The sequence below is a fragment of the Sphingomonas sp. SAFR-052 genome (genome assembly GCF_051965015.1).
Lineage (GTDB): Bacteria > Pseudomonadota > Alphaproteobacteria > Sphingomonadales > Sphingomonadaceae > Sphingomonas.
Genome location: NZ_JBQCMO010000003.1, coordinates 104,238 through 126,529, shown reverse-complemented (window position 1 = coordinate 126,529; position 22,292 = coordinate 104,238). Strand labels below are relative to the sequence as shown.

Annotated in this window: 24 protein-coding genes and 1 pseudogene; 15 read left to right on the top strand and 10 right to left on the bottom strand. The window is 65.1% G+C overall.

The annotated features are described in order from the left end of the window. Positions 1–82: 82 nt before the first annotated feature. From ACTHQV_RS06360 to ACTHQV_RS06350, 3 genes and pseudogenes are all read right to left on the bottom strand, one after another. Positions 83–541 (bottom strand): PIN domain-containing protein, encoded by a 459-nt coding sequence (locus tag ACTHQV_RS06360; protein WP_145151950.1) that lies wholly within the window; start codon positions 539–541, stop codon positions 83–85. Then, the gene (locus ACTHQV_RS06355; RefSeq protein ID WP_145151953.1) at positions 538–771 is read right to left on the bottom strand and encodes a type II toxin-antitoxin system Phd/YefM family antitoxin; all 234 of its coding nucleotides are present in this window, start codon (positions 769–771) and stop codon (positions 538–540) included. The genes ACTHQV_RS06360 and ACTHQV_RS06355 overlap by 4 nt, the downstream gene beginning before the upstream one ends. Positions 772–845: 74 nt before the next feature. After that, positions 846–2,759: pseudogene (locus tag ACTHQV_RS06350) on the bottom strand (strawberry notch C-terminal domain-containing protein); the annotation flags it as partial. A 101-nt stretch (positions 2,760–2,860) separates the two neighbouring features. On the opposite strand from ACTHQV_RS06350, the gene ACTHQV_RS06345 reads away from it, so the two are divergent. After that, a complete protein-coding gene (locus tag ACTHQV_RS06345) occupies positions 2,861–3,355 on the top strand; it encodes a lytic transglycosylase domain-containing protein (protein WP_440489011.1) in 495 nt (164 codons plus the stop codon). Positions 3,356–3,376: 21 nt separating this feature from the next. Here the strand turns inward: ACTHQV_RS06345 and ACTHQV_RS06340 are convergent, their stop codons facing one another. Further along, positions 3,377–3,559 carry a hypothetical protein gene (locus tag ACTHQV_RS06340; RefSeq protein WP_145147289.1) on the bottom strand — a complete coding sequence of 61 codons (183 nt, stop codon included), beginning with the start codon at positions 3,557–3,559 and terminating at the stop codon, positions 3,377–3,379. A gap of 74 nt (positions 3,560–3,633) precedes the next feature. Between ACTHQV_RS06340 and ACTHQV_RS06335 the strand changes: the two genes are divergently transcribed. Further along, positions 3,634–4,284: a S24 family peptidase gene (locus ACTHQV_RS06335; RefSeq protein ID WP_203234456.1), complete on the top strand. Its 651-nt coding sequence runs from the start codon at positions 3,634–3,636 to the stop codon at positions 4,282–4,284. A gap of 23 nt (positions 4,285–4,307) precedes the next feature. Next, a complete protein-coding gene (locus ACTHQV_RS06330) occupies positions 4,308–4,709 on the top strand; it encodes an HIRAN domain-containing protein (RefSeq protein WP_145147287.1) in 402 nt (133 codons plus the stop codon). 420 nt (positions 4,710–5,129) lie between these two features. Here the strand turns inward: ACTHQV_RS06330 and ACTHQV_RS06325 are convergent, their stop codons facing one another. From ACTHQV_RS06325 to ACTHQV_RS06310, 4 genes are all read right to left on the bottom strand, one after another. Continuing rightward, the gene (locus tag ACTHQV_RS06325) at positions 5,130–5,663 is read right to left on the bottom strand and encodes a DUF4142 domain-containing protein (protein ID WP_145147285.1); all 534 of its coding nucleotides are present in this window, start codon (positions 5,661–5,663) and stop codon (positions 5,130–5,132) included. 69 nt (positions 5,664–5,732) lie between these two features. Beyond that, entirely contained in the window at positions 5,733–6,227 is a 495-nt protein-coding gene (locus ACTHQV_RS06320) for an arsenate reductase/protein-tyrosine-phosphatase family protein (RefSeq protein ID WP_162527095.1), read from the bottom strand. Positions 6,228–6,231: 4 nt separating this feature from the next. Further along, entirely contained in the window at positions 6,232–7,173 is a 942-nt protein-coding gene (locus ACTHQV_RS06315) for a DUF1259 domain-containing protein (RefSeq protein ID WP_238995162.1), read from the bottom strand. Between the two features lie 17 nt (positions 7,174–7,190). Beyond that, on the bottom strand, positions 7,191–7,520 hold the full coding sequence (locus ACTHQV_RS06310) for a Rap1a/Tai family immunity protein (RefSeq protein WP_440489010.1): 330 nt from the start codon (positions 7,518–7,520) through the stop codon (positions 7,191–7,193). A gap of 115 nt (positions 7,521–7,635) precedes the next feature. Here ACTHQV_RS06310 and ACTHQV_RS06305 point away from each other — a divergent pair, with 115 nt between their 5' ends. Further along, positions 7,636–8,595, top strand: coding sequence for a chromate resistance protein ChrB domain-containing protein (locus ACTHQV_RS06305; protein ID WP_238995161.1), 960 nt, complete (start codon positions 7,636–7,638; stop codon positions 8,593–8,595). Between the two features lie 12 nt (positions 8,596–8,607). Then, entirely contained in the window at positions 8,608–9,837 is a 1,230-nt protein-coding gene (chrA, locus tag ACTHQV_RS06300; protein WP_145147277.1) for a chromate efflux transporter, read from the top strand. A gap of 12 nt (positions 9,838–9,849) precedes the next feature. Here the strand turns inward: chrA and ACTHQV_RS06295 are convergent, their stop codons facing one another. Beyond that, positions 9,850–10,170 (bottom strand): hypothetical protein, encoded by a 321-nt coding sequence (locus ACTHQV_RS06295; RefSeq protein WP_440489008.1) that lies wholly within the window; start codon positions 10,168–10,170, stop codon positions 9,850–9,852. 212 nt (positions 10,171–10,382) lie between these two features. Between ACTHQV_RS06295 and ACTHQV_RS06290 the strand changes: the two genes are divergently transcribed. From ACTHQV_RS06290 to arsH, 10 genes are read left to right on the top strand one after another with little or no spacing between them, the layout of a single operon-like run. Then, positions 10,383–11,603: a TolC family protein gene (locus ACTHQV_RS06290; protein WP_440489007.1), complete on the top strand. Its 1,221-nt coding sequence runs from the start codon at positions 10,383–10,385 to the stop codon at positions 11,601–11,603. After that, a complete protein-coding gene (locus ACTHQV_RS06285) occupies positions 11,603–12,835 on the top strand; it encodes an efflux RND transporter periplasmic adaptor subunit (protein WP_440489005.1) in 1,233 nt (410 codons plus the stop codon). Before ACTHQV_RS06290 ends, ACTHQV_RS06285 begins: the two co-directional genes overlap by 1 nt. Before the next feature lie 11 nt (positions 12,836–12,846). Continuing rightward, positions 12,847–15,984 carry an efflux RND transporter permease subunit gene (locus ACTHQV_RS06280; RefSeq protein WP_145147269.1) on the top strand — a complete coding sequence of 1,046 codons (3,138 nt, stop codon included), beginning with the start codon at positions 12,847–12,849 and terminating at the stop codon, positions 15,982–15,984. 9 nt (positions 15,985–15,993) lie between these two features. After that, entirely contained in the window at positions 15,994–16,344 is a 351-nt protein-coding gene (locus ACTHQV_RS06275; protein WP_145147267.1) for a DUF3147 family protein, read from the top strand. A 59-nt stretch (positions 16,345–16,403) separates the two neighbouring features. Continuing rightward, positions 16,404–16,736, top strand: coding sequence for an ArsR/SmtB family transcription factor (locus tag ACTHQV_RS06270; RefSeq protein ID WP_145147265.1), 333 nt, complete (start codon positions 16,404–16,406; stop codon positions 16,734–16,736). Between the two features lie 11 nt (positions 16,737–16,747). Continuing rightward, positions 16,748–17,176, top strand: coding sequence for an arsenate reductase (glutaredoxin) (gene arsC, locus ACTHQV_RS06265; protein WP_145147263.1), 429 nt, complete (start codon positions 16,748–16,750; stop codon positions 17,174–17,176). Next, positions 17,176–18,462 carry an arsenic transporter gene (locus ACTHQV_RS06260; protein ID WP_145147260.1) on the top strand — a complete coding sequence of 429 codons (1,287 nt, stop codon included), beginning with the start codon at positions 17,176–17,178 and terminating at the stop codon, positions 18,460–18,462. Before arsC ends, ACTHQV_RS06260 begins: the two co-directional genes overlap by 1 nt. After that, on the top strand, positions 18,459–18,782 hold the full coding sequence (locus ACTHQV_RS06255) for a YnfA family protein (RefSeq protein ID WP_145147258.1): 324 nt from the start codon (positions 18,459–18,461) through the stop codon (positions 18,780–18,782). The genes ACTHQV_RS06260 and ACTHQV_RS06255 overlap by 4 nt, the downstream gene beginning before the upstream one ends. Then, entirely contained in the window at positions 18,779–19,213 is a 435-nt protein-coding gene (gene arsN2, locus ACTHQV_RS06250; RefSeq protein WP_338062054.1) for an arsenic resistance N-acetyltransferase ArsN2, read from the top strand. Before ACTHQV_RS06255 ends, arsN2 begins: the two co-directional genes overlap by 4 nt. Further along, positions 19,213–19,956 carry an arsenical resistance protein ArsH gene (gene arsH / locus ACTHQV_RS06245; protein WP_145147256.1) on the top strand — a complete coding sequence of 248 codons (744 nt, stop codon included), beginning with the start codon at positions 19,213–19,215 and terminating at the stop codon, positions 19,954–19,956. The genes arsN2 and arsH overlap by 1 nt, the downstream gene beginning before the upstream one ends. A gap of 132 nt (positions 19,957–20,088) precedes the next feature. Here arsH and ACTHQV_RS06240 read toward each other — a convergent pair whose 3' ends face one another. Beyond that, positions 20,089–22,245 (bottom strand): NAD(+) synthase, encoded by a 2,157-nt coding sequence (locus ACTHQV_RS06240; RefSeq protein WP_145147254.1) that lies wholly within the window; start codon positions 22,243–22,245, stop codon positions 20,089–20,091. Between the last annotated feature and the right edge of the window lie 47 nt (positions 22,246–22,292).

Here is a 22,292-nt window from a genome sequence, read left to right as displayed (position 1 = left end):
GCCTCGGGCGCGCCTGCGCCGGCTCGCGTCCTCGACGCCTCCTTTCCTCCTCCAAGTCGTGTGAGGTGGGGGTTGCCCGAACTCAGGCGATGAGGCGGGTCAGACGCTCATCGACCGTCGTTGCAAACGGGTTGACCACGACGGTTCCCCGCCAGGAGAAGCCGTTGGTCATGTCCTCGGACAGGAGGAGCGTGCAGCCGGCCTCGGCGGCGGCGTTCACGATCAACGAGTCCCAGAACTGCAGCTTGTGGGTTGTGGCCAGGTCGAGCGCCGAGAGGAAAGCCGAGCCGTTGCTGTCGGCGGTCCCAAAGGCCTGCGCCATGCGCAGCACGGCGTCGCGCGCTTCGTCGCGTGACGCGCCCGAGCGGGTCAGCACGACGTAGAGTTCACCCAGGACCTGGACGGGAACGACGAGAGCGGCACGTCCGCGCAGCTGCTTCAGGAGCGCGCGGCTGGCGTCGATCTTCGCTGCATCATCGGCATGCCGGTCGACGCCGGCGACATAGGCCAGCACGTTGGTGTCGAAGGCGACCCGGGTCACTCGTACAGATCTTCGCGGCGCCACGCCTCCGCGCGCCGGCGCGGCAGGGTGGCGACGAAGTCGAGCAGCGCATCGAGCGCGGGGCCCTGCCGGTCGAGATCATCGACCGGCGCGACCTTGGCAACGGGACGGCCGCGAGACGTGACGACGAAGGTCTCGCCGTCCTGCACGTCTCGCAGCATCTCGGAGAAATGCTGGTTGGCATCACTGGCGCTGATCGCACGTTCCATGGCCGAACCTTTCTAGTGGTAACGTCTAAATAGATGATGAGCGAGGCGCTGTCGAGCCGAACCCATGATCTCGACTATCTGCTCAATGCGGTCAGGATCTGCGGTGCCTTGGGAGCGGGTACGAACAGCCGGGTCTGGTACCGGATGATCTCGACGAAACAGCCGAGCGCCTTCAGCTCGGGCAGGCGCGCCGGATCAAACCCTGTGAGCTCAAGCCGCTGCGACCCGCCGACGAGCGCCCGCTTGGCGTGCAGCTTGCCACCGTTGCCTACGGGGACAGTTCGCCCATTCTCGAGCACCGCCCTGACGAGATCGTCCGGCGCGACCACGGGCGCATCGAAGCCGAACCGACGGCCAAGCTCCGCCAGCGCCAGCGCCGGGATCTGCCTCCCGAGCAACGATTGTCCTGTCTCGTCGACGACGCGCACCACCTGGGCGAGTTCATCGGGCAGGGCGTCCCAGATCGGCAGGAGCAGTCCGGTGACCAGGTGCATGGTCTCGGTCGACGTCGATGCGATCAGTTCGCCCACTTCGGCGGCCCAGGCGGACGCGAACCGGTCAGCTGTGGCGATGGTCCAGCGTGTGTCGGCGAACGCGTCACGATCGAGGCGCTGCCGACGCAAGGGGCGGACGATCTCGTAGCGCGGGCACAGCGTGCCGTCCTCGCTGAGCACGCTCCGGCTATCCAGGCGCAAGGCGCTGCGGCCTGACTGTTCGTTGACGAGGAAACTGGCATCCTTCCGTCGTGCAAGATCCATCACGTCGTCCAGCGACAAGGGTCGTGGGCGACGTTCCAGGCGCACCGTGAGCAGATGCGTGGTCGAACCGCTGGTGGCATCGGTCCGGATCACGCGATCCTGCTCCACGCGCAACCGCTCGACCGCCAGTGTCTCGACTCCGAGGTCGAGCGTACCCGCCTTGCGCGCCGCGTCCACGCGCGCCTCGACCAGGCCGAGATACTCGTCGAAGATCGCGTTCTGGAGCGCAATCGGGAAGGCGAGGAGGCGGTTGAGCCAGCGCTGAATCGGCGGCAGGTCGTCACGCAATCCGCCGTCCTCGGCCGCGAGGCGGAGCCCCGAACGATCCTCGAAGTCACTCAGCGTCGTCGACTGAAGCTTGCCGGCGTAGAGCAGGCGGTACCAGGCGATCAGCGCATCCTTGGCATAGTCGCTCTCGAGATTATCGGCGGGGTCGAACAGGTTCTGGCCACCGGTCTGGCGTTGCCCCCGAGTGAGGGCGCCAAGCGTGTCGAGACGGCGGGCGATGGTCGAGATGAAGCGTCGCTCGCCGCGCACATCGGTCGTGACGGGTCGGAACAGCGGTGCCGATGCCTGTGCGGAGCGATGGGTACGGCCAAGGCCCTGGATGGCCGCGTCGGCGCGCCAGCCGGGCTCGAGGAGATAGTGGATGCGGCGCGCCTGGTTCTTGGCGCGCAGGCAGGCGTGGTAGCTGCGCCCCGTTCCACCGGCATCACTGAAGACGAGCAGTGTCTTGATCCCGTCCATGAAGGCCTGGGACTCAGCGAGGTTTGACTTGGGTGTGCGGCGTTCGAGGCGCTGTGCACCGTTTGCGTCCACGACGAGGCGGCGGGTGCGCCCGGTTACTTCCGCAACTTGGGAGGTGCCGAACCGCTCAATGATCGCGTCGAGCGCCGTCGCGATCGCCGGCAGGGCGCAGAGTTGCTCGACCAGAGCATCGCGTGCGGCAAGTGCGGTCTGGCTATGTACCGGCCGGCCGTCTTCGTCGGCCATCGGCTCCGAGCGAACCGTGCCGTCCGCATCGGTGAAGACGCGCATCTGGCGGGTAGGAAAGGCACCAAGCAGATAGTCGACGACATATTCGCGAGGGGAGAGGTCGATCTCGAGCGCTTCGCGCTCGGCCGGATCGAGCTCGGCCAATCGCCGCGCGAGCATCGCCTCGGAGGTGGAGACCAGCTGAACCACGACGGCGTCGCCGCGGGCGAGGTCGGCTTCGATGGCCGGCAACAAGCGAGCATCCCTGTTCCGGCGGACGGTTCGAGCAGCGTGTCCGCCGAGGTAAGCGCTGCGGCCCGGCCCAGGAGCCACGCGATCGCAGCAGGTGTCGAGAATTGCTGGAAGGCGAGCTGCTCTTCGGTCCGGATGCTCTGCGTCGGCAGCCGATCGACCAGTGCCGCGAGGGCGGCGAGCGTGCCGAGGTTGTTGTCGTGCTCGCTCCAAGCGGACGAGGTGAGAAGAAGGATCTGCGCGAGCTCCAGCGCGTCATAGGCGTGGCGTATCGACCGATGGTCGCGCGTGCTCGCCTGCGAGCAGGCGGATTGGAGCAGCTGCCGCAGGAGGCGCTGATGGGGCTGTCGCAATTGATGCCCGCAACGGCGCGCGCGCTTGGCGTCCTTAATCCGTTCGACGCACGTGCCAATGTTGATGGGGGCGCCCGGTACCTTCGCGCAATGCTCGACCGCTTCGGATCGATCAATCTCGCGCTCGCCGCCTACAACGCTGGTCCTGGTGCCGTCCTGCGCTCGCGCGGCGTGCCGGCCAATGGCGAGACGCCGGCCTATGTCGGGAAGGTCCTTGCTGCCTGGTCACTTGGCGTCGTCCGATGAGCCGGAGTGGCGGAGGCATCATCAAGCGCCGTGGGCGACGAGGTAGGCCGTCACCTTGCCATGGACCTTTCGCCTAGGACGCCTTCCTGCGCGAAGGTCGAACACGAAGCGTGGATCGTGAACGACGATGCGGCCGAAGCGGGTTGGGCTGAGACCCGCGCGGGCGAGGTACTCCTCCACTTTCTGCAGCAATTCGTTCTCCATCGGCACCGACTCGCTTTACATCGTTCCTGTTATGTTCCATTCTCCTGCCGGTTTTGTCTAGGATGAATCCTATGATGCTTGCCCAGATTGAAGATCCTCGTGCAGCGCTCCAGCGCCTGATTGACGAGCGCAATGAGGAATATGCGGCGCTATCGCGCATGCTTCGGCGCAATGATGCTTACATCCAACAGTACATCAAGCGCGGTACGCCCAAGCGGTTGCACGAAGAGGACCGCCGCGTTCTCGCCGCTTACTTTGGCGTGAAAGAGGCCGTCCTTGGAGGGCCGCAGGAGTGGGAACAGCCGACCTTGCAGCAGGTGCCCGTGCTCGACGTATATGCGTCGGCGGGACACGGAGCCGCCGATTTCGGGGAAGCTCGCCGGGCCACGATCGGCTTTGATCCGCGTTGGTTGCGCGAACGGACCAAGGGATCGGCCGATGGTTTGTCGGTCATCCGGGTGAAGGGCGACTCCATGGCGCCGACCTTGGCTGATGGCGACGACGTGCTTGTCGATCGCAAGGACGGTGTCGGGCGACTTCGTGACGGCATTTACGTGCTGCGGCTTGACGACAGCCTCATGGTGAAGCGGCTTGCGCGCAATCCGTCCGGTCGAGGCATTTCGATCAGGAGCGACAATCCGGATTATCCGAGCTGGCAGAACATCGAGCTTGCCCGGATCGACATCGTTGGCAGGGTGCTATGGTTCGGCCGCACCCTGAGCTGATCGCGGTGGACCGAGACATGGCTATGAAGCAACTCAGCCTGCATGTCGTCGGCGCGAACCATCCGAATGCCGATGGCAGCAATCGTCGGTTCGAGATCCTGCTCTGCGTCCCGGGTGAGAGGATCGAACTCGTGCCGGAGCCGAAGAACCCGGCAGACCCGAATGCCGTTGCGGTATTCAGCGTGCGAGGCGTCCAGATCGGCTATCTGACCGCGGAGCGTGCCCCCTGGATCGGAGGAATGGTGCGCTTGGGGCGCGAGATCCAAGCTGTTTTCCAGGAGCGGACACGCATTGGAGCGGCAATCCGCGTGGCGTTCGATGGAGAGGCGCCGGTGATACCGGCGGCGTCGGTACCGCAGAGGCAGTCTCAGTCTGACCCGGACGATGCAGGCTTCTGGCCGGATTACCTTCCACCTGACGACTAGCACGTCGGGTCGGTCGTCTCGACTGCAACTTACAGCCTTGAACAGGAGACTGCATCATGGATGATCACAGATTGGCCGTGTCAGCGGCGAGTGCACCCGTGTCAGACAACGTAGAAGCGTGGGGCATCGCGGTAGACTTGGTCGCTGATCTTGGTGCCAGAGACGCGATCGCCTGGGCTTCCGACTATATGAACGACTTGGAAGATGATGATCGTCCCCACGCGATCGCGAGATGGCGCTTGGTGACCGAGGCGCTCGCTGAACTAACCCGTGCCCATCTTCACTAAGGTCGAGACGACAAAAGGGTGGGCCACACCACCACTGACACTTCATGCGTTTGAGCGCGGCGAAGCGTCACAGGTGATCCGGTACCAGCGCCAACCTACCACTCTTCATCTGGACCGCGCGCGGGGTTTGACCTTAGGCTTCGGGCAAGTTTCGGGCTGTCGCGAGGTGCTTCCGGATCTTGGGGATGGCCGCTTGAGCCTTGGCCCGTGCCGCCGTGTCACTCCCCCGCTCCGCGTAGGACGTGTGGACTTTCAGCGCCTCCTCGTGGGCGGCGATCTGCCCGCGCTTGTATGCCGCGTTGAACTCGACGCTCGGCGTATTTTCCAGGGAGTTCAGCATCTCCGACAGAGGGCCCGCCAACGCGCTTCCCGGCTCCGAGGTACTTGGAACGTCCAGCAGGCGAGCATGCTCTGCCATTGCGCGCGTGTGGTGAGCGACCATCTCCTGCGCGAACGCACGGGCCGCCGGGGTCTGCGATCGGGTCAGTGCAAGGCGGCTGGCGTCGACCTCGTACTTGCTGAGCGCGTGCACGGCGCTGAAATAATCCCTGGCTTCGACGGGAGCCGGATTGGTGCTGATCCCCGACTGAGCAACGGAGGACGAGAATGGTACCGCGAAGCACGTCATCGTGATCGCGCCGAAGACTGATCTGATCGGCATTCGCATGAGTCACTCTCCTGATATCAGATGGTGTATCGAGCCGCGGCGGATGAAGTTCCTCCAGGCACGGCGCCGTCAGCAGCGCCGCCGCAGGTCGTCCAGGAGTGCGTCGAGCCTCGCGGCGAGCAGCGGGCGGGCCCGGGCATAGTCTGAGTTGAACGAGGGCAGGTCGGACCAGTCGAGTGCTCCGGCTGGCAGTCCGCTTTTGGCTACCGGGTCGAATGCCACGATCGCATCCTGTCGCCGCCAGTCCGTAGACGCGAGCCCCGTCAGCGGCTGTGCGCGCGTGTCCACCCCCTCGGCGCGCAACGCGACTGCGAGTGCTGGCGACATGTGCTCCTCGGGCGTTATGCCGCGCGACCGGATCTCGATCTCAATGCCGCGGTGGGCCGCGCGCCGCTTCATCACCTCGCGCGCGACCGCACTCTTCACGCTCCCGAACTGGCAAACGAGAAGCACGCGCGCCGGGCGGCAGCGCGCAACGGCCCCGGTGCCGATACTTCCGACCACCGCAGCGGATAGCGCTAAAACCGCGCGGCGCGTCAGCGTCCCCGGGTTCGAAAGCTGCATGGGCTTAGCCGGCACCCGGCCGCGCGACGTTGGTCTTGTCCAGCGCTGCCCGAAGACCCCGTGCCAGCTTGGTCGCATCGTCGTTGGCCCAGAAGTGCATGAAGAACAGCCGCGGCTGGTCATCCAGCATATGGTTGTGGAGCGCCGTTACCTCGATCCCGCCAGCGCGCAGGGCGCGAAGTACCGGGTCGACCTCGACTGCGGTGAGCACAAAATCACCAGTGATCGCCGCGCGGCCTGGAGTCGTTGGCTGAAAGTTGATGGCGGTTGCCGTCCCCATCGGGGCGGGCGCAGGCACCCCGCCATCGGTCAGCCGCTCGGCGCGCGGGAAACTGAACTGATAGACGCCCGCGTTCGGCTTGCCCTTGGTGCCCATGAGTTGGTCGAGCGCGGCGGTATCGAGTGCCAAGGGCGGCGACGAGCCGGCACCCGCTGAAGGCGGCTGCGAGTCCCGGGACGGCGCCGTCAACGGCGTTCGGCTGGCGGCGAGCGCTTCGCGAAGCGCCGTCGCGAGCTTCACCGGATCGCCATGGCCGCCGATGTGCATATACATCGTTGCGGGTACGGAACGGAGTAGATGATTATGCAGCGCCGTGATGGTGAAGCCGGAAGCCAGCAGGCGGCTCATGACGGGGTTCACCTCCTCGTGCGTCAATACGAGGTCCCCCATGACCATCACCTCATTACCCATCGGATGGAACGCCGCCCAGGAGCCGAGCGCAAGTGCCGGTTTGATCGCGACACCGTCGAGCTGGACGTTGAGGTCGCTGCGCGGAAAGCCGTAGCGGCGAACCCCGTCCGGTTGCGTCGTTCCCGTCCGGCCAAGGCTCTTGTCAACTAGCGTCCACCTGTCAGCATTCGCATGGGGCGGTGCCGCTTGCGGGGTGGTCTGGGCGGCGGCGGGGACGGCGAGTGCGACCGCTAGCGGGAGCAACAGGTGGCGCAAAGCTTCTCTCCTCGATTTCAACTGGTCGGCCGGCATGGAAAGCGCTGGCGCAGCGCCATCGTCACGCCGGCCAGCCGGGGCATTTTGGCGTTGTGCGGGTTGTTGGTGGCCCATGCCAGAAAGATGCGGCTCAGTTCGCCCGAGCGCACGCCCCGCCCGCAGATACCCGCCGCGCTGCCACCGTTACCGAATGCAGAAAGCGTTTCGGCTGCGCCAGCCAGATAGGCCTCACATCGACCGTTCACCTTCCGCGCCAACTCATCGGCGCAAGTCTGCTGCAACTGCGCCACCGTTTCGTAGCGCGGTTGCGCCGGGGCAGGGGATGCAGCCGCGAGGTACGCCAACATGGCGAAGGCACTTAGTCGGACGGGGTGCATCGCGGTCTCCTCATCCCAAGCTTACCTCATCACGACTGAATGATACAAGTGTACGATACCCTAAAAGCTATGTTACATGTGCTGCATGGTTGAAGCTCCGTCGCCCGGTTTGCATGACTGGCTGTTGTTGATCCCACAGCTGCCGGCCAAACCCGCCAACCTGCGCGTGCGAGTGTGGCGACGCCTGCAAGCAATTGGTGCCGCCCCGCTCAAAAATGCAGTCCACGCGCTGCCCGCACGTGACGGCACGCGTACGCTCTTCGAGGATCTGAGGGCGGAGATCATCGTCGGCGGTGGCGAGGCACTGATCCTCCAGGCCCGCTTTGTGCAAGGAATGACGGATGCGGAGCTTCGTGCCGTCTTCGACGCCGCCCGCGATGCCGATTACGAAGAACTGGCGCGCGAAGCGCTGACGGTCGCCGAGGCGGAATATGTAGCCGCCGTCGAGGTCCGGCGCCTCCGGAAGAGGCTGGATGATATCTCGTCGATTGACTTCTTCGGCGCGCATGGTCGGCAGGCGACGGACTCAGCCATCGCTCGAGTAGAAGGACGCGTCGGCCAGCACCCGGATGTCACTGGCCCGGGCGCGCCGGCGCTGACCTTCACCGACCTGAAGAGCCGCATTTGGACCACGCGCCGACACGTCCATGTGGATCGCATTGCGTCCGCCTGGCTGATCCGCCGGTTCATCGACCCGGATGCGACCTTCAAGTTCGTCGACGGCAAGGGTTATGTGCCCGATCCCGGCGAGCTCCGGTTCGACATGGCGGATGCGGAGTTCACGCACGAGGGCGAGCGCTGCACCTTTGAGACGCTGGTGTACCGGACCGGGCTCGACGGCGATCATGCGCTCATCGCGCTCGCTGAAATCGTCCACGACCTCGACATCGCCGACGACAAGTTTGGCCGGGCGGAGACGGCGGGCATCGCCGCACTCATCAACGGCCTCTGTGCTGGCACGGACGATGATGGCGAGCGGATCGCGCAAGGGTCGGGGGCGCTCGACGGCTTCTACGCCCACTTCACCAAACGCCGCCGCATATAGGGGAGCTGCATCATGGCGAGCATCGAACATCCCGTTCTACCGAGCCCGGTGGCTGGCGAGGCTCGGCCCCCTGAACTCAGCTACCCCGCGCTGTTCCTCCGCTTCTTGCGCTTCGGCCTGATGGCGTTCGGCGGCCCGGTGGCACAGATCGCCATGATCCGGCGCGAGCTGGTCGACGAAGAACGCTGGATAGCGAGCGACCGATTCAACAACCTGCTCGCTGTCATGCAGGTGCTCCCCGGGCCGGAGGCGCACGAGCTGTGCGTCCACCTCGGCATCCGGGCAAAGGGCAGGCTGGGCGGACTGCTCGCCGGGCTCGGCTTCATGCTGCCAGGCCTCGTCCTCATGCTGGTCCTCGCCTGGGCCTATACGCGGCTGCCGATCCAGGAAACCGTGCTGGGCGCGATGTTCCTCGGCGTCCAGGCGGCGGTGATCGCGGTCATCGTGCGCGCCGTCCACCGTATCGGCGAGCATATCCTGCTAGACCCGTGGCTTTGGGCCGCTGCTCTCGCCGCGGCTGCCGCCTCGCTCGCCGGAGTCAGCTTCTGGATTGTACTCCCGGCCGCCGGTGCGGCCTATGCGCTCGGATCAAACGCGCGCTACGCTCTGGCGGCTACGGTGGTTCTGCTCGCGGTCGGCTTGGCGGTCCTGACCTGGGCGGAAGGCGCTGGCCTAGCGGGAGCGGCGACCGAAATCCCGGAGCCCGCGCCGACCGCCACCGCGCTGTTCTGGGCCGGGCTGAAAGGCGGGCTGCTGACGTTCGGCGGAGCCTACACCGCCATCCCGTTCATCCGGTACGACACGGTGGGTCGGGGCTGGATGTCCGACGCGCAGTTCCTTGACGGTCTCGGCCTGTCGGGCATCCTGCCTGCGCCGCTCGTCATCTTCGCCACCTTCGTCGGCTGGATCAGCGGTGGGCTGGCCGGAGCGCTCGCGATGACCGCCGGCATGTTCTTGCCCGCCTTCGCCTTCTCTCTCCTGCTGTACGAGCGGTTGGAGGCGGTGGTCGAGCATAAGCGGCTCCAGCTTTTCCTGGCGGGTGTCGCGGCCGGCGTTGTCGGACTTATCGTGGTAACTGTTGTCGACCTCGCCCGGACTACGGCCGTTCGCACGCCGAGCCTGACCGCGACTGCGGTCATCTTCGCGGTCGCGCTGGGAATCATGTACTGCTGGAAGAGCAAGCTCGCCACGCCGGCGGTCCTTGCGATGGGCGCGGCGATCGGCGCGATTGCCCTGAGCTAGACTGCAACGGCACTACTGAGTGGAGTCGTCAGGACGTTCGATCAGCGAGCTCCCGATGCTGGCGTTGTTTCGATTGTTGGTTGCTGCCCGTGGTGTTAAGCGACCCGAATGCGACAATGGCTCGCCATCTTCATGCTTTGCGTCATGCTCTTCTCGCACGGGAGCATGGGCGCGGCCGTGCCGCACGGTCACGCGCACGACGCTGGCCATGTCGATGCCGCAGATCGGGTAGTGGTCCATCACGCCGATGAGGATCATGACGATCACGCTGACGCGGTTGGCAACGAGGACGAGGACGAGGGCAAGGCGACCGGCCACGCGGTGCATACTCATGTCGTGGGCGACCTGGCCCGGACGACTGATGCGTTCGTGCCGGCTCTTCTCGACGGGGCGGCGAGGAGCGCCTCGACGATCGCGACTTTCGGGCCTTCTCGCGGCATAGCCCCGCTGCTCGAGCCACCCTCGGCCTGACTACCTGCGTCCGCGCGTCGCTATTCGCCGACGACTGTCGTTGAACGTCGGGAGAGTTTCCCATGAAACCATATTTGCGCGCCGCCGTTGTGGCGGCGGCGCTGTCGTTGTCGGCGGTCGTTCACGGCCAGACGCTGACGCTGGAGGATGCGGTCGCGCGCGCGATCGGCGCCTCACCGCAAGGTGCCGCTAATGCCGCGCGCGTCGATGTGCTCACCGCTGCGCGCGCGGGTGCGGATACGCGGCCGCCCGCGTCCATTGACGTGCTCGCCGAAAACTTCGGAGTCGGGGGAGACGATCTCAACCGTCAGATCCAGATTGGCGCGACCTACAGTCAGCGGATCGAGCGCGGTGGCAAGCGCGCCGCGCGCGTCGCCGCGGCCGATGCCGATCTCGACGTTGCACGCGCCGAAGCAGTGGTGCGCCGGCTGGACGTCGCGACGGCGGTGCAGCGCCTCTATGTGGAGGTCCAGGCGACCGAAGCCGCGATCGGCATCGCCCGCGAGCGTGTCGCTATCGCCGAGCAGTTAGCGCGCGAGGTCGGTCGCCGCGTCGCAGAGGCGCGTGATCCGCTCTTCGCGGGGACGCGCGCCCGAACGCAGCTCGCCGAGGCGAAGGTCGATCTGGAGCTTGCCGAGCACGCGCGCGACGCCGCGATGAAGCGTCTGGCATCGCTCTGGGGCGGCGACGCGGCGGGCATGACAGTCACGGCCGATCGCTTCCTGGTACTCGACCCTTCAGCTGGTCCGCTCCAACCCGCCGCCGCCGATCTCGCCATCTTCGAGGCCCGGCGGCGTCGCGCCGCTGCCGGGCTGACTCTGCAACAGGCGGGTGCCCGCACCGATCCGACCTGGACGGCGGGGCCGCGCTATATCGGCACGGGCGACGTCGCAGTGGTCGCGGGCGTGTCGCTGCCGCTCGCCAACCGCGGCCTCAATCGCGCCAACATCGCGCGTGCGGAAGCGGAAGCAAGACAGGTCGAGGCGGATCTCGCCGTGGAGCGGTTTCAGCGAACACAGGCTATCGCGCTTGCGGCGGAGAAGGTTGAGGAAACGCGCCACGAGGTCGAGGCGATCCGCGACCGCGTCGTCCCCGGTGCCCAGCGGACGCTCGCCGAAGTCCGCGCCGGTTACAACCGTGGCGGGTTCACCTTCCTGGACGTGTCCACGGCGCAAATCGCTCTCCACGAAGCGCGCGCACGGATGGTCCGTGTCGCCGCTCGTCATCACGAAGCTCGGGTCGAACTGGACCGGCTCACCGGCCGCTTCGGCGCCTTCGCTCAAGGAACACAATGATGCGGACGTTCACGCTCGCCCTGCTTCTCGTCCTTCCGCTCGCCGCCTGCGGGGACGGCGCCGCAAACACAAATGCGGAACATGAGGCACCGGCGGCCGGCGACTATGAGCGCGGACCTCACAATGGCCGGATGCTCCGTGATGGCGATTTCGCGCTGGAGATGACCGTGTTCGAGGACGGCATCCCGCCCGAGTACCGGCTCTACGCTTATCGCGGTGACAAGCCGCTGCCGCCGGGAGAGGTCCAGGCAAGCGTGACGATCCGGCGCCTCGACGAGGAGGTCACGACCTTCGCGTTCAAGCCGGAAGAGAATTATCTGCGTGGACAAGCGACGCTGGTCGAGCCGCATAGCTTCGACGTGGCGGTCACCGCCAGCGAGGGCGGGCGACGGCATCACTGGAAGTTTCCTTCCTATGAGGGCCGTACGACGATCGCCCCCGCGGCGGCGCGCGCCGCCGGCATCGAAACAGCGATCGCCGGACCTGCCGCGGTTGGCGAGACGCTGGAGATCGTCGGCCGGGTCGAGCTTGACCCGTCGGCGAGTGCCGATGTGGGAGCCAAGTTCCCCGGCCGCGTCGTGTCCGTCCATCGGAACGTCGGCGATCGGGTCGGCCGCGGGGCGCTGCTTGCGCGCATAGAAAGCAGCTACTCGCTACAGACCTACGCCGTCACCGCGCCGATCGCCGGCGTCATCACGCAGCGGAACACCAATGTCGGCGATGTGACCGGGGACGATCCGATCTTCGTCATCTCCGATCCCGCACGCACGGTGGCGACCTTCCCGGTCTTCCCTCGCGACATCGAGCGCGTCCGACCGGGGCAAGCCGTGCAGATCCGCGGACTTGAAGGCGAGCGCAGCCAGAGCTCGACCATACGCGACTTCTTGCCCCTGGCGGAGGTCCAGACGCAGACCGTAACGGCGCGGGCCGCGCTGCCCAACCCCGGCGGCTTCTGGCGGCCGGGCATGGCAGTGCGCGGGATCGTCACCGTCGACCAGCGCACGGTGCCGCTGGCGGTCCGAACGGAAGCGCTCCAGCAGTTCCGAGATTTTCGTGTCGTCTTTGCCAAGGTGGGAAACACCTATGAGGTCCGGATGCTGGAACTTGGTCGGGAAGGGCCGGAGTGGACGGAGGTGCTGGGTGGGCTGAAGCCCGGCACGACCTACGCTGCGAAGAACAGCTACGTCATCAAGGCTGATATCGAGAAGTCCGGCGCGAGCCACGATCACTAGGACGACAGCCCATGCTCGAACGCATCATACGGCTGTCGATCCGGCAGCGCTTCGCGGTTCTCGCGATAGTCCTTCTCCTCGCCGCACTCGGCGTCTGGGCGTTCGGTCGCCTCAAGATCGACGCCGTACCGGACATCACCAATGTCCAGGTTCAGATCAACACGGAAGCGCCCGGCTTCTCCCCGCTCGAAGCCGAACAGCGGGTCACCTTTCCGGTCGAGACCGCCATCGCGGGCCTGCCGGGGCTGCAATATACCCGCTCGGTCTCGCGCTATGGCCTCAGCCAAGTGACGGTCGTGTTCGAGGACGGGACCGATATCTACTTCGCCCGCCAGCTCGTGAATGAGCGGCTGCAAGGCGTCCGCGGCACGTTGCCTGCCAACGTCGAGCCGGAGCTGGGACCGATCGCCACGGGTCTCGGCGAGATCTTCATGTACACGGTCGAGGCTCGCCCTGGTGCGGTGAACGACGCGGGCAAGCGTTACACGGCGCAGGACCTGCGCACGCTTCACGATTGGGTTGTGCGCCCCCAGCTCCGCACCGTTCCAGGCGTTACCGAGGTCAACTCGGTCGGGGGCTATCGGCGCGAATATGTGGTGGCGCCCATCCCGGCGCGGCTCTCCGGATTCGGACTTAGTGTCCAGAACCTCGTCGCCGCGCTGGAGAAGAACAACGCCAATGTCGGCGCAGGCTATATCGAGCAATCCGGCTCGCAATATCTAATCCGCGTTCCCGGCCAGGCTGCAAACGAACGCGATCTGTCTGGCATCATCGTCGCCTATCGGCAGAACACGCCCATTCGCGTCGCCGATGTGGCCGATGTTGAGATTGGGTCAGAGCTACGGAACGGTGCCGCAACCAAGGACGGCCGCGAAGTGGTGCTTGGCACCATCTACATGCTGGTCGGCGAGAACCCGCGCAACGTGAGCCTCGCGGTCGCCGAACGCCTGGAGGCGGTCAACCGCTCGCTGCCAGGTGGGGTGGTGGTCAACACCGTCTATGATCGCTCGAAGCTGGTCGATGCAACGGTCGGCACGGTCGAGAAGAACCTGGCCGAGGGCGCGTTGCTCGTCATCGTCGTGCTGTTCCTGCTGCTCGGCAATATCCGCGCCGCGCTTATCACCGCGGCCGTGATCCCGCTCTCTTTCCTGATGACGATCACCGGCATGGTGGCGTCCGACACGTCGGGCAATCTAATGAGCCTCGGCGCGCTCGACTTCGGCCTCATCGTCGATGGCGCGGTCATCATCGTGGAGAACTGCCTGCGCCGCTTCGGTGAGGCGCAACATCGGCTCGGCCGCCTGCTCGAGCGCGACGAGCGGTTTGACCTAGCGGCGTCGGCGAGCGCGGAAGTGATCCGGCCCAGCCTGTTCGGCATCGCGATTATTACCATCGTCTATTTGCCGATTTTCGCGCTCGAGGGGGTGGAGGGGAAGACGTTTCACCCGATGGCGTTCACCGTCGTGCTGGCGCTCTGTGCCGCAGCGCTGCTTTCGCTTACCTTCGTTCCCGCCGCGGTCGCGACCTTCGTCACCGGCCGGGTGAATGAGAAAGAGAACCGCGTGATGCAGGCGGCGGGGAGGAGCTACCGCCCGCTGCTTGCATGGGCGCTGCGGATGCGCGTGGCTGTGGTAGCCGGAGCGGTCGCATTGGTCGTGATCAGCGGCATCGCCGCGACGCGGCTGGGATCGGAGTTCATTCCCAACCTCGACGAGGGCGACATCGCTCTCCACGCGCTTCGTATCCCCGGTACGAGCCTCAGCCAGGCAGTGGCGATGCAGTCGGCGCTGGAGCGGCGGATCAAGCAGTTCCCAGAAGTCGAGCAGGTGTTCGCCAAGATAGGCACCGCTGACGTCGCGACCGATCCGGTGCCACCGTCGGTCGCGGACACCTTCATCATCATGAAACCTCGCCGCGAATGGCCCGACGCGCGCAAGCCGAAGGCGCAACTCGTCGCGGAGTTGGACGCGGCAGTGCAACAAGTGCCTGGCTCGCGCTACGAGTTCATCCAGCCCATCCAGATGCGGTTCAACGAACTGATCGCCGGTGTCCGCTCGGACGTGGCGATCCGGGTCTATGGCGACGATCTGGAGAAACTCGCGAGGGTGGCCGCCGATGTGTTGGGCCTCGTCTCGGGCATCGAGGGATCGCAGGACGCGCAGACTGAACAGGTGACCGGACTGCCGCTCATTCAGATTCTGCCTGATCGGTTCGCACTTACTCGACTCGGCCTCAACATCGCCGATGTACAAGCGGTGGTTGCCGCCGCGACCGGCGGGACTCGGGCAGGGCAGATATTCGACGGCGATCGGCGCTTCGATATCGTCGTGCGCTTGCCCGAGCGACTGCGCCAGGACCCGTCCGTGCTCCAGCGCCTGCCGATCCCGTTGCCGAACGGCGCAGGGTCGGTGCCGCTATCTGAAGTCGCCACGATTGAGCGCACGACCGGCCCGAACCAGATCAGTCGCGAGGACGGCAAGCGCCGGGCGGTCGTCACCACCAACGTGCGCGGTCGCGATCTCGGCTCTTTCATCGCGGAGACGCAGGCGAGGATTGCCGCCGAGGTCGATCTGCCGGCGGGATACTGGATCGACTATGGCGGCACGTTCGAGCAGCTTCAGTCCGCTTCCACCCGGTTGAAGGTCGTCGTTCCGCTGGCGCTGCTGCTGATCTTCGGGTTGCTCGTCGCGCTACTCCGGTCGGTCAAGGACGCGCTCATCGTGTTCTCGGGCGTGCCGCTTGCGCTTACCGGCGGCGTCGCCGCGCTGCTGATGCGGGGCATTCCGTTCTCGATCTCGGCCGGCGTCGGCTTCATCGCGCTGTCGGGCGTGGCGGTCCTGAACGGGCTCGTCATGCTCACCTTCATCCGCCAGCTTCGCGAGCAGGGTGAGCCGCTTGACGAGGCAATCCGCCACGGCGCGCTCACCCGCTTGCGGCCGGTACTGATGACGGCGCTGGTGGCGAGCCTTGGCTTCGTGCCGATGGCGCTTAACGTCGGGCTCGGTTCCGAAGTCCAGCGCCCGCTCGCCACCGTTGTCATCGGAGGCATCATTTCGTCGACACTGCTGACGCTGCTCGTGCTGCCGGCGCTCTACCGGATTGTCCATGGCAGCCGACGAGCCGCCGTTCCACAACCCGCGGCGGCCTGAGAGGAAAACATGCTGTACCTCGCGATCAAGGCTCTTATCTCGGGCATCATCATCGCGGCCGTGTCGGAGATCGCGAAACGGAGCCCCGGCTTCGGCGCGCTGGTTGCCTCCCTGCCGCTTGTTTCCGTGCTCGGCATGATCTGGCTGTGGCGTGATACGCATGATCGGGTCGGCATGGCTGCTCATGCGCATGCGACATTCTGGTTCGTGTTGCCGTCGCTGCCGATGTTCTTGCTGATCCCGGCGCTGCTCAATCGAGGAGCGCCCTTCTGGATAGCACTCGTTGTCAGCTGCCTGCTTACGATCGCGCTATATGGCGCAATGATCTGGTTGGCACCGCGTATCGGACTGCGGCTCTGAGATGGCAGGACCGTCCGGTTCAGACTAGTCATTTTCCACATATCCGCTAAGCTGGATGTATGGAAAACAAGTTTGCCATCTCTGCCCTAAGAGCGCTCGCGCAAGGCACGCGCCTTGATGTGTTCCGGCTGCTCGTGCGACACGAACCGGACGGCATGGCAGCGGGTGACGTCGCCCGTCAGCTCGACGTGCCGCAGAACACCATGTCCGCACACCTCGGCATCCTCGCGCGCGCCGGCCTCGTGCGATCCGAACGACGCAGCCGCTCGATCATCTACCGCGCTGACCTGGACGGGCTGCGCGCGCTCACCCTGTTCCTCGTCAAGGACTGTTGCGCCGGCAATGCCGAGCTGTGCGCGCCCCTCGTCGCCGAACTCGCCCCCTGCTGCTGAAAGGACGTTTCGTGCCGGTCGACATCGTTATCTACCACAACCCCGAGTGCGGCACGTCGCGCAACACCCTTGGCCTGATCCGCAATGCCGGCATCGAGCCGCATGTTGTCGAATATGTGAAGACTCCGCCAGCGCGCGCGCTGCTGGTCCAGCTCATCGAACGCGCCGGCATCACTCCGCGCGACCTGCTGCGTGAGAAGGGGACTCCTTACGGGGAGCTGGGCCTAGGCGACACGTCGCTGCCCGACGATGCGCTGGTTGATGCGATGATGGCACACCCGATCCTCATCAACCGGCCGCTGGTCGTTTCTCCCCTTGGCGTGAAGCTATGCCGTCCTTCCGAAGCCGTTCTCGATCTGCTGCCAGCCGACCAGCTCGGTGCGTTCGCCAAGGAAGACGGAGAGCAAGTCGTCAATGCCTCGGGCCAGCGCCTCGCCTGATGCTCCTTGCCGTCCTGATCTTCGTCGCCACGATCGCGCTCGTCATCTGGCAACCCAAAGGCCTCGGGATCGGATGGAGCGCAATGGGTGGGGCTGTCGTGGCGCTCCTCGCGGGCGTCGTCACGCTATCCGACGTGCCGGTAGTGTGGGGCATCGTCTGGAATGCGACCGCTGCGTTTGTTGCGATCATTGTCATCAGCCTGCTGCTCGATGAAGCCGGGTTCTTCGAGTGGGCAGCGCTCCATGTCGCACGCTGGGGCCGGGGACATGGCCGCCGGCTCTTTGTCCTCATCGTTTTGCTCGGCGCGGCGGTGTCCGCGCTGTTCGCCAATGACGGCGCGGCGCTGATCCTGACGCCGATCGTCATCGCCATGCTGCGAGCGCTGGGCTTCAAGGACAAGGCAACGCTAGCATTTGTCATGGCCGCTGGTTTCATTGCCGACACCGCGAGCCTGCCGCTCGTCGTGTCGAATCTCGTCAACATCGTGTCGGCAGATTTCTTCAAGATCGGCTTCGGCGAATATGCGTCTGTGATGGTGCCTGTCGATCTGGTGTCCATCGCGGCAACGCTCGGCGCACTCCTGTTGTTCTTCCGGCGCGATATCCCGGAGACGTACGACGTGGGGGCACTTCGGTCCCCGTATGAGGCGATCCGCGACGCGCCGACGTTTCGGGCGGGATGGATCGTCCTGGCGCTGCTGCTCGCCGGATTCTTCCTGCTCGAGCCTTTGGGCGTGCCCGTCAGCGCCGTCGCCGCTGCCGGCGCAGTCCTACTGCTGGTGATCGCGGGGCGCGGCCATGTGATCGAGACACGGAAGGTGCTGCGAGGCGCGCCATGGCAAGTCGTGATCTTCTCGCTCGGCATGTACCTCGTCGTCTACGGCCTGCGGAACGCCGGCCTGACCGATCACCTCGCCGCGCTGCTCGATCGCACGGCACAAGGCGGTGTGTGGGGTGCGGCCTTCGGAACGGGCATCATTGCAGCCGTCCTCTCGTCGGTGATGAACAACATGCCGACCGTACTCGTCGGGGCGCTGTCGATCGACGCGGCGCACGCGACCGGCGCGGTCAAGGAAGCAATGATCTACGCCAACGTAATCGGTTGCGACCTCGGCCCGAAGCTCACGCCGATCGGCTCGCTTGCAACGCTCCTGTGGCTCCACGTGCTTGGTCAAAAGGGCGTGCGGATCGGATGGGGCTATTACTTTCGCGTAGGCGTCACACTGACCGTTCCGGTGCTGCTGGTTACGCTCGGCGCCTTGGCTTCAAGGATCGCCATCGGATGACAGCCTTGATCTATATCGGTGCAGCGCTTGCCGAAATCGCCGGATGCTTCGCGTTTTGGGCGTGGCTCCGGATGGGCAAGGCGCCCCTCTGGTTGGTCCCCGGCATTGCGTGTCTGATCCTGTTCGCCTGGCTTCTGACCCGCGTCGACAGTGATGCAGCGGGGCGGGCCTATGCCGCTTATGGCGGCATCTACATCTGTGCCTCCCTGCTTTGGCTGTGGAGCGTGGAGGGCATCCGTCCCGATCGCTGGGATGTCGGCGGCGCTGCCCTGTGCCTGATTGGAACCTGTGTGATCCTGCTCGGGCCGCGTGCTGCGTGACGGCGCTGATCGCCACACGCCTCGATCCGAACGAGCTGACGGGACTGGCATGGCTCCTCAATACCGCAAGCCTCCCCAGTGCCGATCTCGCGGAGACTGACCGCGTCTTCTTCCGGTTCGATGCGGATAGCCTCGTCGGTTATGGCGGTCTCGAAGGCGAGGGAGCCGACCGCCTGCTCCGCTCCATTCTCGTCGTCCCCGATCGTCGAGGCGCCGGCATCGGCCGAACGCTGGTCGCGGCGCTGGAACAAGAAGCGCGCGGACTGGGCGTGGAGCGATTGCATCTGCTGACCACGACCGCGGCCGTGTTCTTCCGCGCGCTCGGCTATGCGGCTGCCGATCGGCATGCGGCACCCTCGGCCATTGCCGCCACGCGCGAGTTCACCTTGCTCTGCCCCGCCTCGGCTACTTACCTCGTGAAAGCTCTCTGATGCCGCTTCGCACCCTTACCGATCCCGACATTCTGCCTGCGCTCGATCCGGCATTTATCCGCCATCGCCCTGCTGAGGATCTTGGGCCGACCGAGCCTGCCCCACGCATCCTGCTACTCTATGGGTCGCTACGCGAGCGCTCCTTCTCCAGGCTTGCCGTCGAGGAAGCCGCTCGCCTGCTGCACCTGCTTGGTGCCGAAACGCGCATCTTCGATCCATCTACGCTGCCGCTTCCCGACCAGGTAGCCGGCGACGATCATCCCGCCGTCCACGAACTGCGAGAGCTGTCGATGTGGTCGGAGGGTCAGGTCTGGTGCAGTCCAGAGCGGCACGGCCAGATCACCGGCATCATGAAGGCCCAGATCGACCATCTGCCGCTCGAGATGAAGGGCATGCGCCCGACGCAAGGACGCACGCTAGCCGTCATGCAGGTGTCGGGTGGGTCGCAGTCGTTCAACGCGGTCAACACTCTGCGCCTGCTCGGTCGCTGGATGCGGATGTTCACGATCCCAAACCAGTCTTCGGTCGCAATGGCTTACAAGGAGTTCGACGAAGCGGGACGCATGAAGCCGTCGAGCTATTATGACCGCATCGTCGACGTTATGGAGGAACTGGTGCGCTTCACCGTCCTCCTGCGCCCCCATGCGGTCCAACTCGTGGACCGCTATTCGGAGCGAAAGCAGGCCGGCGTTCCCGTCGATGCCGCAGCCGATCTGTCGGGCATCGCCATTGCCCGAACCTGAGGCCCTGATCGCGCATCTCCTGGCCCCAGCAGCGGTGCGCTCGCAGTAGCGAATGACGCACACCGCTCTGTATCCAATTATCCAGCCTTGCGGAGCGCTCCAGCCCTGATCCTCGATTAGGAAGTGCGGACGTCATCGGACAATGGGCTTGGCCTCGGTTGCCACCGGAGTGGATGCTTGCGTCGCGAGATCCTCTCCCACAGCGTCAAGGCCTTCGGGCACGTTGCGACGCAGCTCGTCGATCCAAACCTGTCCAGGTGCATCCGAAGGCATGCGCCAGTCGCCACGCGGCGACAGCGATCCGCCGGTCGTGACCTTGGGTCCATTCGGCAGAGCAGAGCGCTTGAACTGGTTAGCGAAAAAGCGGCGTAAGAACACCTCAAGCCACGCGCGAATGGCGCCCAACTCGTAGGCGCGCTTTTGCTCCTCGGGAAACCCCGGCGGCCAGCTTCCCGCACCGACGTCCTGCCAAGCGTGGAGTGCCAGAAAGGCGATCTTCGAGGGTGGTAGCCCGAACCGGGTGAAATAGTAGATCCAGAAATCGTGGAGCTCATACGGTCCGATCTTGCCTTCGGTGCTCTGCGATTCTCCTTCGCTCGCCTGCGGGATGAGCTCGGGCGAGATCGTAGTCCCGAGAACGTCCAGAAGGACGTCTGTGACATTGGTATCGAACAGCCGGTTCGACGCCGTCCACCGGATGAGGTGCTGAATGAGAGTCTTCGGAAGCGAGCCATTCACGTTGTAGTGGCTCATCTGGTCGCCCACACCGTAGGTGCACCAGCCAAGTGCAAGCTCCGACATGTTGCCGGTGCCGAGCACCAAGGCGTTACGCTGGTTGGCAGCTCTGAACAGAAGATCCGTCCGGAGTCCTGCCTGCACATTCTCGAACGTCGTGTCGTAGACCGGTTGCCCCATCGCGAACGGGTGCTGCAAATCCGCTAGCATCTGGTTGGCAAGCGGCTTGATGTCGATCTCCTCGGCGGTCACACCGAGTCCGCTCATCAGGGCGTGGGCATTGAGCTTTGTCCTGGCGCTGGTGGCAAACCCAGGCATCGTGAAACCGAGGATGTCGGTCCGAGGACGCCCGAGCAGATCGAACGCCTTTGCCGCGACGATCAAGGCATGGGTTGAATCCAACCCACCGGATACGCCGATGCAGATCTTGGCTATACCGGTTGCTTCCAGCCTCCTCGCAAGCCCGCTGACCTGGATGTTGAACGCCTCGTAGCAGTCCTGGTCGAGACGGGCCGGGTCGTCGGGTACGAAGGGGAAACGATCGATATGTCGTCGCAGCCCGAGATTGCCCAACGGCGGATCAAGATGGAAGGACACGCGACGGAAACGCCGGTCGGGCATCCCGTTTGCAATAGCGGCCTCGTTGAACGTGCCGGTCCGCATGCGCTCTAGTTGCAGCCGCTCGACGTCGATGTCCGCAACGACCATCTGGGAGTCAACGCTGAAACGGGGTGTCTCCGCGATTTGAGCTCCCAGTTCGTATATGCAGGCCTGTCCGTCCCAGGCAAGATCAGTGGTCGACTCGCCATATCCGGCCGCGGAGTAGATGTAGGCTGCCCAGCAGCGTCCGGACTGCAGCTCGCAGAGTCGCCGCCGTGTGTCCGCCTTGCCCACTACGATGTTGCTTGCTGACAGGTTCGTCAGGATCAGCGCGCCGGCGAGCGCAGCAAAGTCGCTTGGGGGCGCAGGAGCCCAAACGTCCTCGCAAATTTCAATGTGGAAGATCAGGCCATCGACGTCATCAGCCTGAAACAGCAAATCCATGCCGAAAGGAACCGGATCGCCGCCAACGGAGATTTCGCCACGCACGTCACGCCCGGAGGCGAACCACCGCTTCTCATAAAACTCACGGTAGTTGGGCAGGTGGCCTTTTGGTACCACGCCAAGGATCCGGCCCCGGTGCACGGCGACAGCACAATTGTAGAGCCGCCCCTCACGACGGAGCGGCGCACCCACCAGAAGCACCGGATGAAGATCGCAACTTGCAGAGACCAGGTCGAGAAGCCCTCGCTCAACCTCGTCGAGCAGCGCCCGCTGCAGGAAGAGGTCATCGATCGAGTAACCTGACAGCCCGAGCTCCGGGAAGACCATCAACGCAACGCCTGCATCGCTTCCCTCCCGAGCGAGCGCCAGCGTCGCTTCAAGATTAAACGCGGGATCGGCAATCCTGCAGGTGGGACGGCAGGCAGCCACCCTCACAAAACCTTGTTGGTAGATCGACAGGAAGTCGGCTGCTTTACGAGCTCCCTGCCTATGTCGGCTCGTATCGAACATCACTTTTCTCCGCGACGAATGGGTCGAAACCGCGATTTGCGGCTGGG

What these genes read in the sequence shown, in the direction of transcription:
- ACTHQV_RS06355 (WP_145151953.1), bottom strand. Translation starts at nt 771, where the DNA reads ATGGAACGTGCGATCAGCGCCAGTGATGCCAACCAGCATTTCTCCGAG.
- ACTHQV_RS06340 (WP_145147289.1), bottom strand. Translation starts at nt 3,559, where the DNA reads ATGGAGAACGAATTGCTGCAGAAAGTGGAGGAGTACCTCGCCCGCGCG.
- ACTHQV_RS06335 (WP_203234456.1), top strand. Translation starts at nt 3,634, where the DNA reads ATGCTTGCCCAGATTGAAGATCCTCGTGCAGCGCTCCAGCGCCTGATT.
- ACTHQV_RS06330 (WP_145147287.1), top strand. Translation starts at nt 4,308, where the DNA reads ATGAAGCAACTCAGCCTGCATGTCGTCGGCGCGAACCATCCGAATGCC.
- ACTHQV_RS06325 (WP_145147285.1), bottom strand. Translation starts at nt 5,663, where the DNA reads ATGCGAATGCCGATCAGATCAGTCTTCGGCGCGATCACGATGACGTGC.
- ACTHQV_RS06320 (WP_162527095.1), bottom strand. Translation starts at nt 6,227, where the DNA reads ATGCAGCTTTCGAACCCGGGGACGCTGACGCGCCGCGCGGTTTTAGCG.
- ACTHQV_RS06310 (WP_440489010.1), bottom strand. Translation starts at nt 7,520, where the DNA reads ATGTTGGCGTACCTCGCGGCTGCATCCCCTGCCCCGGCGCAACCGCGC.
- ACTHQV_RS06305 (WP_238995161.1), top strand. Translation starts at nt 7,636, where the DNA reads ATGGTTGAAGCTCCGTCGCCCGGTTTGCATGACTGGCTGTTGTTGATC.
- chrA (WP_145147277.1), top strand. Translation starts at nt 8,608, where the DNA reads ATGGCGAGCATCGAACATCCCGTTCTACCGAGCCCGGTGGCTGGCGAG.
- ACTHQV_RS06295 (WP_440489008.1), bottom strand. Translation starts at nt 10,170, where the DNA reads ATGAGTATGCACCGCGTGGCCGGTCGCCTTGCCCTCGTCCTCGTCCTC.
- ACTHQV_RS06285 (WP_440489005.1), top strand. Translation starts at nt 11,603, where the DNA reads ATGCGGACGTTCACGCTCGCCCTGCTTCTCGTCCTTCCGCTCGCCGCC.
- ACTHQV_RS06280 (WP_145147269.1), top strand. Translation starts at nt 12,847, where the DNA reads ATGCTCGAACGCATCATACGGCTGTCGATCCGGCAGCGCTTCGCGGTT.
- ACTHQV_RS06275 (WP_145147267.1), top strand. Translation starts at nt 15,994, where the DNA reads ATGCTGTACCTCGCGATCAAGGCTCTTATCTCGGGCATCATCATCGCG.
- ACTHQV_RS06270 (WP_145147265.1), top strand. Translation starts at nt 16,404, where the DNA reads ATGGAAAACAAGTTTGCCATCTCTGCCCTAAGAGCGCTCGCGCAAGGC.
- ACTHQV_RS06260 (WP_145147260.1), top strand. Translation starts at nt 17,176, where the DNA reads ATGCTCCTTGCCGTCCTGATCTTCGTCGCCACGATCGCGCTCGTCATC.
- ACTHQV_RS06255 (WP_145147258.1), top strand. Translation starts at nt 18,459, where the DNA reads ATGACAGCCTTGATCTATATCGGTGCAGCGCTTGCCGAAATCGCCGGA.
- arsH (WP_145147256.1), top strand. Translation starts at nt 19,213, where the DNA reads ATGCCGCTTCGCACCCTTACCGATCCCGACATTCTGCCTGCGCTCGAT.
- ACTHQV_RS06240 (WP_145147254.1), bottom strand. Translation starts at nt 22,245, where the DNA reads ATGTTCGATACGAGCCGACATAGGCAGGGAGCTCGTAAAGCAGCCGAC.